This window comes from Mycobacterium sp. smrl_JER01 (assembly GCF_048513595.2).
In the GTDB taxonomy this organism is placed as follows: Bacteria; Actinomycetota; Actinomycetes; order Mycobacteriales; family Mycobacteriaceae; genus Mycobacterium.
The window spans coordinates 26,017-39,660 of record NZ_JBLXXK020000004.1 but is presented as its reverse complement, the minus strand read 5'-3'; the positions used below and the strand labels follow the sequence as shown (position 1 = coordinate 39,660).

The following is a 13,644-nucleotide window of genomic DNA, read 5'->3' as shown; positions in this document are numbered from 1 at the left end:
CTGAATTCTTGCGTGGTGTAGAGCGTTTCGCAGGTGTGCGCGCAGTCGGAGCTGCGAGTTGGCCACGTAACGCCTCAGTAGCCGCCGATGCTACTGCGAGAGCTTCGGTGAGCGCCTGCACCCGATCGTCGGCATTGCGCTGGGCCTGTGCGAGCTGTTCGGCGTGCGCCTGGCGAAGAACATCGCGCTCGGCGACGGTCTCCTCTCGAAGCCCGTTCCAGGGCGGTGCGGTCATGTTCAGCGGACCGGCGGGCACTATCGGCCTCGGCGCGACTCGTGGCTAGCTCCACGCGAAGTGTTGCCGCTTCGGCGACCGCCTGCTGCGTAGCTTCATGAGCAGCGTCGATCTCGACTTGCATCCGCTGGCGTGTGTCGTCCATCTCCCCGCGTGCGGCGTCGACCTCGCGGCGGAGCTGGGCTGCGGTATCCCGCTCGCGTGCCGCTTCCGCATCGGACGCGCGCTGCGCGGAGAGCGCTGCTGCGGCCTCCATCCGGGCCGCTGACGCCTCCTGCCTCGCGTCCTCCACGGCCGCGTCACGCTGCGCTAGACGATCGGCGTTCTCCGCGGCTGCGTGGGCTACCCGCTGTTCGGCACTGGCCACTGCAGCGTCTGTTTCGGACCGCATCGCTGCGAGCTGGACTTGGGTTTCCTCCCGCACCCGCGCTAGCTCGGCAGCGGATTCCTCAGCAAGTACGTCCGCCTCTTCCCGGTCACGCTCAGCTTGCTCGGCCCGAGCCTCTGCGAGGCGGGCAGTGCGCTCGGCCGCAGCAGTACGACGCTCGGCTTCGGTGATCTTGCTCAATGCGTCACGATGCGCGTCTTCCACCTCCGCGCCGGCAGCTTCGAGGTCGCTGGCGGCCTGGACCACCGATGCCAGTTCGCCGAGGTAGGTTCGCATGTCATCAAGACGGCCAGGCAATTCGGCCAGCCGTTGATCAAGGGTCGCGCGCGCCATCGATACGGGCGCCGCCGTGCCGGGCTCTTCCTGCAGCGTTACCACGCTCTGATGATTCGCTCGGCGGGCCTTAAAAGCCGACGCGCGATTATGCACCGGCCCACCGCCCTCATCGGACTGCTCGCAGTAGCGCGACGGCCGTCCAGTAGCCGGGTCCGGGCGCCGCGGCCGCGTGCATCCGGGATAGCTGCAGTGGTCCCGGTCGAGGGTCTCCGCGGTATCGCTCTCGTCCATGCGACCAATATAGACGTTTCGTCGCCTCAATGACATAACAAAACGAAACGAAACAAAACCTCGGTGACGAAACAAAAGTTGGACGCGTGGGGGCGTTCGCAGGGGCTGACAGCCGTGAGGGCAACCACCCGTCGGCCCGGACGCATGACCTTCCCCCCGTTCAACCCAATGCCCGATCCCCAGCACCTAGGTGGGGACTGAATCCGCGACTACCTGATAGCGCCGGACTGGGGGCCATTGATGTCCGGAACTACCTGACACCGGCGGACACCCAGCGACCTTCCATGGGCCTGGGCCTCTCGCAGCTAGCCGACTCAAAGGTGTATCTACGGGAAGTTCTCGGAGTTCAGGTGAGTGTCCAACATCAAACCGGGCTGATAGGTCGTTCAGGCATAGGGAACGGCAGGGTGAATTCGGAGAACCAACGCAAAGGGTGCAAATTGACGCCGCCCGCTAGTGACTCGGTGGCCTCCGGCGGCAGATCGTAGAGCGTCAGTACGTCGTGATCCTGAAAGAGGACCTCGGACAACTGATCCCATGATCCGCGTCGCACCTGGCGTGGGCGGGCGGCGGCCTGGGCCCGTCGCAGGACGAGGTGAAGAACCATTTCTTCGCCCGTACACCGGGGGATGGGCGCCCCCCAGAGGCGGGTGTCGGCTGCCAAGCGGTCGGCGGCAGCGGCCAGTTGGTAGCGCCACAGCCGCGACTGCCCGAAGGTGACCGAAGGCAGCGTCGCAAGCACATCGAGCTGGCTGCTATTGACCGGGGTGACGGGAGCTGAGCCAAGGGCGTCGGCGTCAGATCGGATGGCGGCGGCAATCTCGTCGGCCGCGTTAGCGATGAGGGTCGCTTGCCGAGAGGAGATTAGCTCGACGATCTCGCTGTACTCCTCGTCGTTCTCCATCAGGGCCAATTCCTCGTCGTCAGCAGCGCGTGTTCCCCACGGGTCTTCACCGCTGGCAGCGTCCGTGTCCTCGGGGATTCGGCAGTCGAGCGAGGTGTAGGGATCGACGCCAGCGGACGTCGCCACCAGTTCGTCGCTGTCTCCAACCAAGTAGGTCAGCTCGACGGTCAGAATCTGCCACTCAGGGGCAGTCTCCCGATGGCGGTCCAGCACTGCCCGATAGTCATGGCGTGCATAGGCGTCAACGGCTGCCTGATCTTCGTCGAGACCACACTCGATACCGAGCCGGGCGGCGGCTTTGAGGGCGGTAGCTTCGTCGGGGTAGGCCCAAAGATCCAGACGGCGGTAACCGCTGTAGCCGCGGTGCGCCACAGTCCAGATTCCCGGTCCGCGCGCCCACTCGTGCACCCGGTTGTCCGCCCGCCCTGAGAAGCCTTCGGCGACGATCACGTTATGAATGAACGCTGCGCCAGCGGTCCTGGGAGTTGAATCGGCGGCGGTGGCACGATCGGCGTCCAGATAGCCGGCATCGTGTAGGGCTGCATCGAGTATCTGCTCATACGAGCAGCCAATCTGGACCGCTGCTGACTTCAAGTTCTGTTGCGTTGGAAGAGACCGTATTTCGCCAACCCGCCATTGCCGCAGCGCCTGACGGCTGATGCCTATCCTGTCCGCCAGGCCGCCGATGCTAGCGCTGTGGCGGCGCAGGTACTCATCGATGAGGCGGCCAAGATGGCTGGATGCCGGGGAAGTCACGAATGTCAGTCTGCTCCTCGTACGCAACCCATGGCAAGTGTCAGTTACCATATTTGGAAACCGCTACTTTACATAACCTAGGTTATCGGCAAATCGGTTGTGTAACAAAGGAATTCGTCTTATTGACCTGCCAGAGTTCAATTTTCCGTGTGTCCGATCCCACTTGTCGGAGTAATGGAGAACCCTGAGGACTGTCCAGCTCTCCGTCCTGCGGTCCAGGCTTATTCGACAGTGCTATGCCAAGGCCATTATCGCTTCCTCTATCACATCGACGGCGAGAGCCGCACCGTTCGGCTTCACCGGATTGACCATCGCGCCGACGTCTACCGGTGACCTTGATCTGAATCATATTGTCACAGTGACGAATTGCTTACCGGCCTGAGGGAGTTCCGCATATAGAGCACCGCGCCCGAACCGGCCAGCTCCCGGGCAAGGCCTATGCTGTCCGTTCTCATTGATTCTGGGGCATTCTCATTGAATCTGGGGTAAGTGCGTGTCTTTCTCATTGAATCTGGGGCACGAGGCTTAGCGTTTATGTGTGCTGACGTCGGCTGTTTCGGCTGGGCCAGGTGTAGCGAGTGCAGTGGACTTGGAGTTCAACACCCGCGAGGGATGCACGCGGCAATCGCTGGACCGATGTGCTGCAACCCGGTTTGAGTTGGACTGTTCACCAGTGCGGAATTTCCCCTCGTTTCGAGGTCAGCGTAACTTTCCCGGGCTGTGGTGGTTCGCCACAACCGGCGCACATGTAGGTCACGAGTCCTGGGTAGAACGTGACCAGTTGATGGCGTTGGATGCCGATCCGGATGTTGTTGGTGTTCTGTCGCAACCATTTTGGATTCATTGGCGTGACGGCACGCGGCATGCTCCTGACTACTTCGTGCGGCGCCGCGATGGATCTGTCGTCGTAGTCGACGTTCGTGAGGACGACCGGATCTCTGACGCTGATCGGGACGTGTTCGATCGGTCTGCCGCCACGTGCGCGATGGTCGGTTGGGATTACCTGCGTGTCGGTTCCCTCGATCCAGTGCTGCGGGCGAATCTACGTTGGTTGTCGGGTTATCGGCATCCGCGAGTATTGAAGATCGGTTTGGCTGATCAACTGGCGGAGGTCTTCGCTCGGGTCCGTCCGTTGATGGCTGGTGTGCACGCGGTCGGGACTCCTTTGGTGGTGCTGCCCGTACTGTTTCATCTGCTCTGGCACGGCCGTTTAGTTGCCGATCTGCAAGGAGCGGCACTTGGCGACGACACGGCGATTGGCCTCGGGACCGGGTGGTGACCTGACGTGCGAACGGGTGTCGTCCGAGAGGGAGACGAAATCCGTTTATCAGCAGGTGTTTTCACCGTCGTTACCCTGTCGGGCGGATCAGCTCGACTGGTTGACGCTGTCGGCGAGCAGATTGTGGTGCCGCTCTCGCAGCTGATGGTTGATCCGGCATTGGAATTGGTGTCGGGGTCGCGACCGCCACTGTGTTCTGAGGAAATGCTGGCTGGCATTCCCGAGGCAGCCGTCGAGCAAGCACGGTGGTGGGAGCGCCACATCGTGGAGATCCTCAGCGGCCGCCCGCCTGGGACGGCCGCGGGCATTCGTCCCCGCCCAGAGTTCGACACGGCGAAACGATCTCTGCGGCAGCGTGAGCTGGCCAAGTTGGACGAGCTGCGTGCCGCCGGCCACGACGTGAGTCGGAATGCGTTGCAGCGTCGCCGATTTGCCTACGAACGGGACGGGCTCCTGGGAGTGGTTGACGGGCGCCATAATCGGCGGCGCGCGGTATTCGGCCGTGTGGACGACCGTGTCGTCGCCGCGGTGCGGGATGCGATCGAGGGCGAGACCGACCTGTCAACGGGAACGGTGCAGCGTCTGCAACGGCGGGTCGCCAAGACGCTGGTGGCCACCTATGGTGCCGACGACGCGCCCGCGATGCCGTCGCAGCCCACCTTCTACCGGCTGGTCAAGCGCCTCGCGGAAGGACGGCACACGTTCGGGTCAGCACGGACGCGGCGATCGCTGTCCAAGCAGCCCGATGGCCCATTCGGGTCGATCACCGTGGTGCGCCCCGGCGAGATGGTGGAAATCGATTCAACCCTTCTGGATGTACGGGTAGTGCTCGATGACGGCATGGTAGACCGAGTCGAGCTGACTGCGATGGTCGACAACGCTACGCGGTCCATCCCGGCCGCGGTGCTGCGACCGACGACCAAAGCAGTGGACGCGTCACTGCTCTTGGCGCGGGCATTGACGCCCGAACCGATGCGCCCGGGATGGGCCGATGCGCTGCGGATGTCCCGGTCGGTACTTCCGCACCACAGCCTGACCAGTGTCGATCAGCGCCTGGCCGATGCTGCGGCCAGGCCGGTGATCGCTCCCGAGACGATCGTCTGCGATCACGGGAAAGCGTATCTGTCCCAAACATTTCGGCAAGCGTGCTGCACATTGGGGATCAATCTGCAGCCGGCTCATCCCGACTGCCCGACCGATAAGCCGAAGATCGAGCGGACATTGCAGTCGGTGGGCACCCTGTTCGCACAGTACGTGGCCGGTTACGTCGGTTCATCGGTGGAGCGGCGTGGGAAAAACGCCGAGGACGACGCGGTGTGGTCGATGATTGAGCTGCAGGCGCTGCTGGACGAGTGGATCATCGCGGTGTGGCAGAACCGCCCCCACGATGGCCTGCGGGATCCGGTGACGCCGGGGAAAGCGTTGTCTCCCAACGAGAAATACACTGCCCTCGTTGAGGTGGCTGGCTATGTACCGGTCCCACTGGACGCCGACGACTATATCGAATTGCTTCCCGTGCAGTGGCGCACAATCAACAGTTACGGGGTCCGGATCAACCATCGCACCTATGACGCCAAGGCGCTCAACCCATACCGGCGCCAGCATTCCGGGGTCGATGCCCGTAACGGACAGTGGGAAGTGCACTACGACCCGTATGACGTGTCGAGGATTTGGGTGCGCAATCACCACGAAGACGGATGGCTGGCCGCGACGTGGACGCACCTTCGGTCCTCGCCGGTGCCGTTCGGCGAGACACTGTGGCGCCACGCCCGCTCCGTAGCCGACCGCAGAGGGGCCCAGAAGACCCAGGAAGCGGAGATTGCGGCCATCGCGGAGGACTTGCTGGACCGCGCCGCCGCTGGGCCGCAGCAGCAGACGAAAGCCGAGCGCCGAGTGACTGGACGGACCAGCGCCGCGAGCGCCGGCCGGGACTGGCCGGACCCGACGGAATCATCCGAACATCATGGCCCGTCACCGTCGGAACGGGCCGCCGACAACGAGACTTTCGACGATGACGGCGAGATGGCGGAGGTCATACCCCTGCCGGTGTTTGATGCACGCAAGGAGGCCCAAACGTGGCGACTGTGACCGAGATTGCGGCGGTGGGTCAGTTAGAGGATCGCCGCCAGCCGACCACGACGCTGGAGGGCTGGCGGCGTTTTGTTGATGCCGATCCGCCGGAGTTCACGTTGCTCGCCGACGACGAGTGGGCCAGCCTCGGTGAGGACGAGCGGACGGCCTACAACGAGGCCCGGGTTGCGCATCATTCGGAGCTGGTGGTGGTCACCACGTCGGCGATCGAAGCGATCACCCATCAGGGCCGGCTGTTGACATTGCTCAACCAGCGCGAGATCGGGGCCCGGCGCGGGCTGATCATCTCCGGCGGGGCAGCGACGGGGAAAACTACGGCGATCAAGCAACTGGGTCGGTTTCACGAATTGCGCACCCGTGCACGGTTTCCCGGCGATGAGAGCCGGATTCCGGTGGTGTATGTGACGGCCCCGCCGAAAGGGTCGCCCCGCAAGTTGGCGATGGAGTTCGCACGGTTTCTGGGGCTTCCCACGCTCAATCAGCGGATGAACGTGACCGATATTTCCGATGCCGTGTGCCAGGTGCTCATCGATGCCCGTACCGACATCGTGGTGGTCGATGAAATCCACAACCTCAACCTCGACACCCGCGCCGGCGAAGAACTGTCCGACCACCTCAAATACTTCACCGAGCATCTGCCTGCGACATTCGTTTACGCCGGGATCGAAGTGGAACGCTCGGGGCTGTTCACCGGCACGCGGGGACGGCAGTTGGCCGGCCGTTGCGGGGTGATCCACACCAGCGCATTCCCCGACGCCAAGGAGTGGCGACAACTCGTCGCCGCCATGGAAGGTACCTTGCGTCTGCATCGACACGAACCGGGAAGCCTTGTCGCCCAGGCCCGTTACCTGCACCGCCGCACCGGCGGGATGATCGGCAGCCTGGCCCACTTGATCCGGGCTTCAGCAATCCAAGCGATGCTCGACGGCACCGAGCACATCACCCGCGAGGCCATGGACGATATTTTGATCGACTACGCCGCCCACACGGCCGCGGCCCGCACGGCCAGCTGACGTGGCAACTGTCAGGCCGTGGCCGCGCGGACCACGCCAGCGGCTCCCGCGAACGATCGCACCGTTCCGTTGGGAAGCCGTATCGTCCTACATCGACAGGCTGGCCCGCGCCAACCATATCGGCGTCTCCACACTGCGCGGCCATGTCGCCGAATCATGCGCAGCCCGGCCGCGACCGGACTGGTTGGCCGTCGTCAGCGGCCAACCTGAGCAGGTAATCCGGTCCCGTCTCTGCGGGCTTGCTGGCGACCCCACCGCGCTCAAGCAATATCTCCGCCGCCCTTTGTGTCAAAGATTTATGGCACGCAAGGGAATACACGAACCCGTCTACTGCTACCTGCCTGCACATGTCTCCGTATGCCACCCTCACCGACGCTGGATCGGTTCACCAACGCGCGTTCTTGACGACCAGGTGGATCTTCGTGACCGGCCCACGGTGCTCAGTGCCGGGCGCACGCATCGGCGCTTGGCCCGTCAGTATTCAGAGGTCGACCTTCATGACGCCTTGGGCGACGCCCGCCACATCCTGGTCTTCTGGGCTCACGCAGAGCGTCACGTGGCGGCGGGGATTCTGCAGAATGGCCTAGAAGCGCACGTGGTGGCCTACCCCGATGTGATCGCCGTAGCCGCAACATTGCTCACAGCTCGCCCTCGGGTTGAACAGCCCAGGACGCCAACGGAACCCGCCTGGCCGACGCTACTGCTCGACCGCATCAACGAACGCACCGGCGCCCACCATGCCGACGCCACCCCCGTCGAGCAATGGGCGCAGTACCGACGCCTATTCGCCACTGCCGTATTGACGACACGCTCAGACGGCGCAGAACTGGCGTGTCGCGCTTAGGGGTCGGCAGTCTTGAATGTGCCTTATCAGTAAGGCACTTGTGGTGTGCATCTGACTGTGTCCGACGGTTGTATCTATCGGCTTTCTAATCGTTAGGGACAGTGGTATCTGGCTGGGTGTATCGGCCGGTGAATCATCACCGGCGGCGCTGCTTGCCGGTGATTGGCCGGCGGTGGGTGGTCCAGCACGCGGCCACCGCGCTGACCACCACAGCGAAGGCGGCAATGACGCTGGCCGGGAGGGCGTGGTCCTGCAGCCATCCGGTCGCGGTGGCCGACCAGCCGGTGAGCAGGTTGCCGCCGCTGGCGGTGTGCCCGGTGGCCGCGGGCAGCCAGTACCACGCGAGGTAGGCGCCGGTGGCGATGAGGACAACGGCGGTGACGCGGGTCCCGTGGCGGGCGAGGATACCCAGATGCCGGGTCAGGGCCGTGCCGGCGATGGCGGTGCCGACGCTGACCAGCATCAAGATGGTGGCGGCACCGGCTGTGTATGCGGTGAACACTGCCAGCAGACCGCCCCATCCGCTGGTGGCCTGGGCCTGGGCGATCACCGCGAGCAGTACCCCGAAGGTGCAGGACAGTGACGCCAGGGCGTAGCCGATTCCGGCCGCGAGCACACCACCGGCTGTTGGGGGTCCGGCCGATGACGCGTCCGGGCAGGCATACGCAGACCGATGGTGCGGCCGGTGAGCATGAAGCCGCCCAAGATGGCCAGGGTGAGCCCGATCGTGATCCCGAGCCAGGGAGCAGCCGTCACCAGGGTCCGGGCACCGGCACTGATCGCGATACCGGCGAGGGTGAGGGTGCCGGTGAACCCGATGGTCAGGACGGCCCCGGTGCGCAGTGCCCGGGCCAGCCGCACGAGCACCGCATCGGTGCCGCCGGTGGCGATGGTGCCGGTGATCCACGCCGGTAGCAGCGCGAACCCGCAGGGGTTGACCGGGGCGAGCATGCCAGCGGTAAACGCGAGCGCGAGCAGGTTCACCGTGCGGCGCTGCTGCCGAGGGCGGCCAGGATCTGATCCTGGGACGGGGCGTGGCCGCGGTAGCTGATCTGCCCGGACGGGTCGATGACGAGGGCGGTGGTCGGCGCGGTCACCTGGTAGCGGCTGGTCAGGGCCCCGTTAGTATCGACGACCGCGGGCAGGCTGGTGCCGCCGATCTGGTCCAGGAAGTGGCGAACATCGGCGGGTTTCTCGGTGGGGACGATGTCGACGGCTAGGAACTTGGCGCTGCCTCCGGCTTTCTCCACGGCCGCCCGAGCAGCGGCCAGGGATTTACCGCCGCCGACGCATTCGCCGCACCCGTAGGAGAAGAACAGGATCGCGGTCGGGGCGGCAGCGGGCAGTTCGACGGTTTTGCCGTCCACCGTGGTCAGTGTCGCCGCCGTCGCCTGGGTTGTGGCGTTGGCGTGTGGCGGTGAGGTCGGATTGCTGGTTGTGGCCGATTGGCCGCACGCGGTCAGCGCGCCCGCTGCCAGCATCACAGCCGTAACGCCCGCCCACCTGTGGGGTGTAAACGAACGCGTTTCAGACATTGTCGATGCTTCCTTTCGTCAGGTCGTCGAGCGTGTGCGTCGCGGGTGAATGGCTGTCGGCGGGACAGCAGTGATCGCCGCGTTGACCGCGGCGGGCGAAGGCGACCACAGCCGCCAGCAGCAGCGCGACGGCTGCCCCGATGACCCATGGATTCTCGAGCAGTCCACACACGGCGGCGAGCGCGCCGCCGGCGATCAGGACTGGCGCGGCGCAACACAGGGCCGTCACCAGCACCGCTGCCGCACCCAGCAGCACGGGATTTCTTCGTGGACGTTGATTCATTGATTTCTCCTCATCAGGTTGGGTGCGGCTGGTCAGCTGCAGCAGCCGGGGTGGGCAGTTGGCGGGGTATGGAGCTGGGTAAGGATTTGTGTGGTCAGGGCTGCGCCGAGTTGGTGGGCCTCAGCGACGCTGACGATCTGACCTTCGGGGTGCTCGGCGAGCCACGGCGCGGCGTCCTGCGCGCAGGTGAAGTAGTGCACCTGGTTGCAGAATGAGGACCGGATCGAGGTGAGGTCGTCGGGGTTGACCAGCGAGACCACCGCGGTCTCGGGCTGCACGCTGGTGACACCGTTTTCGCCGACCGAGACCCTGATCGGGTGCCCGCTGACGGGTGATTCGGATTCGATGCTGGCGGGCCGGTCCAGGATGGTGGGAAAGATGAGGGTGTCCAGGGCGCACCAGGTGTAGAGCTCTTGGCCGGCCACGGTGAATCGGTGGCGGGTCGGGCGCAGGGTCAGGCCCTGGCCGACGATGCGGCCCTGCTCGTCGTATTCGGTGTCGGGTACCGCGGCCAGACGCCGGGTCACCTCGTCAACCGGGAGGCCGACGGCCGCGGCGAGCGCCTCCACGGTGACCGGCTCGCCGGCGGCGAGCAGCCGCAGCAACGGCACCAGCATCGTCGGGTCGAGCCCGGACTCTTCCGGAATGGTCAGGCGGTCAAGGAAATTGGGCATCAGGAACCTTTCGAGTGAGCCATGCGTCAGGATGCGCAGCAGGACAGTCGGGACATATCGGCGCTGAAGGACTGGGCGGCGATTTTGATGCCTTCGGCCATGGTCAGATACGGGGCCCAGGACCCGGCGACCTGGTCGACGGTCATCGCGGCGTCGAGGATGTAGACCGCGGCGGCGGCGATCTCGCCAGCATCCTTGGCGACGGCGGTGATGCCGTGGATGCGGCCGGTGCCGGCGTCGGCGACGAGTTTGATGAAACCGCGGGTGTCTCGGTTGACCACCGCACGCGGCACATGTTTTAGCGGCAGCACCCGGCAGTCGCACCGTGTCCCGGCGGCGAGGAGCTCGGCCTCGGTCGTCCCGGCCGCACCGACCGCGGGGCTGGTGAACGTCACGCGGGGCAGATGGCGGTAGTCGACCCTGCGGCCGGCGTCGGTGAAGATGTTGTCGGCGACCATCGCGCCGTGATGGGCGGCGACGTAGACGAACTCGCGGTGCCCGGTCACGTCGCCGGCCGCCCAGATCCGTGGGTTCGACGACTGCAGCCCGTCGCTCACCACGACCTCGTTGTTCTCGCCGGTTTTGACCTGCACCGCTTCGAGATTCAGGCCGTCGGTGTTCGGACGGCGGCCGGTGGCGACGAGGACTTTCGCGGCACGGAACTGCTGCGTTCCGCCGGTGATGGTCGCGGTGACCGTGACCTGATCGTCGGCCTGCTCGACCTCGCTCACCGTGGCGCGGCGCACCACCCGGATGCCGTCGTCGGCGAACACCTCCAGCAGCGCCATGCCGACTTCCGGCTCTTCCTTCGATGCCAGCGTGGAGCGGACCAGCACCGTCACCGTTGACCCGAGCCGGGCGAACAGTTGCGCCTGCTCCAACGCGACGTAGCCGCCGCCGATCACCAGCAGCGACTCCGGGACCTCGGTGACTTCCATCGCGGTGGTCGAGGTCAGGTAGGCGACGCCCTCGAATGCGGGCGGGATGACTGGGTTCGCGCCGGTGGCGATCAGGTAGTGCTCGGCCTCGATGGTGGCATCGCCGACCTCGATGACGGGCGCGTCCGGGGTTCCGGCGAACCGCGCTTGGCCCTGAATGCGCTGCCAGCCATACGATTCGGCCACGTTGAGGTACTTCTCTGAGCGCAGCGACTCCACCAGATCGTGCGTGCCGGCGATCAGGGCCGCCATGTCCACCGGGCCGGCCGTGGTGGCGATCCCCGGGAACCGGGCAGTGTCGGCTGCGGTATGCCGGGCCTCGGCCGCTGCGATCAGGGCCTTTGACGGCACGCAGCCGGTGTTGACACACGTGCCACCGAAGATGCCGCGCTCGATCATGACGACGGACTTGCCGAGCGCGGTAGCGCGGATCGCCGCGGCCATCGCCGCGCCGCCGGAACCGATGACCGCGAGGTCCAATCCCTGACTCATGCACCCATCCTTGACCTTCAAGTAGGCTTGAAGGTCAAGTGTTCTGAGGAGACATCGTGAGAATCGGGAAGCTCGCCGAGGCGACCGGGGCCACCACCGCGACGCTGCGCTACTACGAAGACGAAGGCCTGCTCCCGCCCGCCGAACGTTCCCCGGCGGGGTATCGCGACTATGCCGCCGACACGATCGCCCGGGTCGGCTTCATCCGACGGGGACAGGCCGCCGGGTTCAGCCTCGCCCAGATTCGGCAGATCCTCGACATCCGTGACAGCGGCCACGCGCCGTGCACGCACGTGCGCGACCTGCTCGACATCCGACTGACCGACCTCGACGAGCAGATCAGCGCACTGGTGGCACTGCGCGAGACCATCGCCCGGCTGCGGCAGGGCGCCGAAAGCGTCGACCCGGAATCATGCAGCGCCGATGACGTATGTCGATACCTCTAGGAGCCACCTCCGTGGCACCGGAGGCATGTATTTCGTCAAGTCCGTTGACCCCGGCAGTCGTCATGAATTTCCGCCCCACTGGAGGTCGTTGGTGCGCGGGAGCGCGGGGCCTGCTGAGCAGTAGGCTCACCCGATGCGGTGGGATTTCACTCGAAGCTGGTCGCATTGGCCGTGCTGAGCCCAGCCACACTCGTTCAGGCGATCGCCACCTTCGCCATCACCAATATCGACGACATCGTGGTCCTCGCGGTGATGTTCGGCCAGGCGCCCGGTCATCGTGGCGCAGCCATCCGAGTGACCGCCGGTCAGTACCTCGGCTTCACCGCCATCTTGGCAGTTTCGGTCGGCGGCGCACTCCTGGGTGCCACGCTGCTTCCTCCAGCCGCACTGCCGTACTTCGGGCTGCTGCCCATCGTGTTGGGGCTGCGGGCGGCATGGCTGGCCTGGCGGGATCGCCGCACCCAACCGGCGCCGACCGATGATCCCGCAACACTGTTGACGCCTGGCACCTGGCAGGTCGCAGTCATCACCTTCGCCAACGGCGGCGACAACATCGGCGTGTACGTTCCGATCTTCGCCGTCTCAACGATCGCCACCATCGGTGTTTACATCATCGTGTTCCTCATCGGTGTGGCCATCTGGTGCGCGGCCGGCCGATATTTCGCCTCCCACCCGATCATCGCCAAAGCACTCTCACGCTGGGGCCACATCGTTCTGCCCGTTGCACTGATCACAATCGGGGCCCTCATCCTCATCAAAGGCGGAGCGTTCGCCCTCTAGCTCGGAGCAACTTCACCACTCAGGGCCAGGAGGCGCTCCTGCATCGGCATGTGTTGGCGTTCAACCACTTTGGTGATGTCCCGGCCCGTATCCGCTATGACAATCTAAAACGGGCGGTGGCCAAGGTGCTCAAAGGCCGCAGCCGGCACCCGAACTACCAACACGAGCGAGCGCACCACAGAATCATGATCGTGTGTCACGAGAGACACGATCACAGTAGTTATACCGAAGACGTACCCGAGCCAACGGAATCGACAGGAGACCATTCCGGCTACCCTGCTGCGCTCGCAGCCGGGCGCGGAAGCAGGGTAGCCCCAGATTCAATGAGAAACGTCGCGATCGAAATTCTCATCCAATCTGGGGCAATGCAGGTCAGACTAGTAAATGTGCCCCAGATTCAATGAGAACGGACATATGCG

The 13,644-nt window shown here is 65.0% G+C and carries 14 protein-coding genes; 6 read left to right on the top strand and 8 right to left on the bottom strand.

What is annotated here, in order from left to right:
* Positions 1-74: 74 nt before the first annotated feature.
* Entirely contained in the window at positions 75-1,190 is a 1,116-nt protein-coding gene (locus ACNUDN_RS30695) for a coiled-coil domain-containing protein (RefSeq protein WP_419125588.1), read from the bottom strand.
* Positions 1,191-1,554: 364 nt separating this feature from the next.
* On the bottom strand, positions 1,555-2,850 hold the full coding sequence (locus ACNUDN_RS30690; protein ID WP_202931606.1) for a helix-turn-helix domain-containing protein: 1,296 nt from the start codon (positions 2,848-2,850) through the stop codon (positions 1,555-1,557).
* A gap of 538 nt (positions 2,851-3,388) precedes the next feature.
* Between ACNUDN_RS30690 and ACNUDN_RS30685 the strand changes: the two genes are divergently transcribed.
* The 4 genes from ACNUDN_RS30685 to ACNUDN_RS30670 all read left to right on the top strand — a co-directional run bounded on the left by ACNUDN_RS30685 (position 3,389) and on the right by ACNUDN_RS30670 (position 8,077).
* Positions 3,389-4,129, top strand: coding sequence for a TnsA-like heteromeric transposase endonuclease subunit (locus ACNUDN_RS30685; RefSeq protein WP_011894084.1), 741 nt, complete (start codon positions 3,389-3,391; stop codon positions 4,127-4,129).
* Between the two features lie 123 nt (positions 4,130-4,252).
* Positions 4,253-6,217 (top strand): TnsB C-terminal domain-containing protein, encoded by a 1,965-nt coding sequence (locus tag ACNUDN_RS30680; protein ID WP_005148662.1) that lies wholly within the window; start codon positions 4,253-4,255, stop codon positions 6,215-6,217.
* Positions 6,205-7,233, top strand: a complete 1,029-nt coding sequence (locus tag ACNUDN_RS30675; protein WP_005148661.1) for a TniB family NTP-binding protein — start codon at positions 6,205-6,207, stop codon at positions 7,231-7,233. Before ACNUDN_RS30680 ends, ACNUDN_RS30675 begins: the two co-directional genes overlap by 13 nt.
* 412 nt (positions 7,234-7,645) lie before the next feature.
* A complete protein-coding gene (locus tag ACNUDN_RS30670) occupies positions 7,646-8,077 on the top strand; it encodes a hypothetical protein (RefSeq protein ID WP_225503056.1) in 432 nt (143 codons plus the stop codon).
* A 136-nt stretch (positions 8,078-8,213) separates the two neighbouring features.
* Here the strand turns inward: ACNUDN_RS30670 and ACNUDN_RS30665 are convergent, their stop codons facing one another.
* From ACNUDN_RS30665 to merA, 6 genes are read right to left on the bottom strand one after another with little or no spacing between them, the layout of a single operon-like run.
* Positions 8,214-8,693, bottom strand: a complete 480-nt coding sequence (locus ACNUDN_RS30665; RefSeq protein ID WP_419125587.1) for a cytochrome C biosynthesis protein — start codon at positions 8,691-8,693, stop codon at positions 8,214-8,216.
* Complete coding sequence (locus tag ACNUDN_RS30660; RefSeq protein ID WP_419125586.1) at positions 8,624-9,061, bottom strand: cytochrome c biogenesis CcdA family protein; 438 nt, start codon at positions 9,059-9,061, stop codon at positions 8,624-8,626. Before ACNUDN_RS30660 ends, ACNUDN_RS30665 begins: the two co-directional genes overlap by 70 nt.
* Positions 9,058-9,558, bottom strand: a complete 501-nt coding sequence (locus ACNUDN_RS30655) for a TlpA family protein disulfide reductase (protein WP_225433764.1) — start codon at positions 9,556-9,558, stop codon at positions 9,058-9,060. The genes ACNUDN_RS30660 and ACNUDN_RS30655 overlap by 4 nt, the downstream gene beginning before the upstream one ends.
* 46 nt (positions 9,559-9,604) lie before the next feature.
* On the bottom strand, positions 9,605-9,895 hold the full coding sequence (gene merT, locus ACNUDN_RS30650) for a mercuric ion transporter MerT (RefSeq protein ID WP_005148657.1): 291 nt from the start codon (positions 9,893-9,895) through the stop codon (positions 9,605-9,607).
* A 32-nt stretch (positions 9,896-9,927) separates the two neighbouring features.
* A complete protein-coding gene (gene merB / locus ACNUDN_RS30645; RefSeq protein WP_005148656.1) occupies positions 9,928-10,569 on the bottom strand; it encodes an organomercurial lyase MerB in 642 nt (213 codons plus the stop codon).
* Between the two features lie 26 nt (positions 10,570-10,595).
* The gene (merA, locus tag ACNUDN_RS30640; RefSeq protein ID WP_005148655.1) at positions 10,596-11,999 is read right to left on the bottom strand and encodes a mercury(II) reductase; all 1,404 of its coding nucleotides are present in this window, start codon (positions 11,997-11,999) and stop codon (positions 10,596-10,598) included.
* Positions 12,000-12,055: 56 nt separating this feature from the next.
* Here merA and ACNUDN_RS30635 point away from each other — a divergent pair, with 56 nt between their 5' ends.
* A complete protein-coding gene (locus ACNUDN_RS30635) occupies positions 12,056-12,445 on the top strand; it encodes a heavy metal-responsive transcriptional regulator (RefSeq protein ID WP_005148625.1) in 390 nt (129 codons plus the stop codon).
* Between the two features lie 138 nt (positions 12,446-12,583).
* Entirely contained in the window at positions 12,584-13,225 is a 642-nt protein-coding gene (locus tag ACNUDN_RS30630) for a cadmium resistance transporter (protein ID WP_079481877.1), read from the top strand.
* Positions 13,226-13,644: the final 419 nt, after the last annotated feature.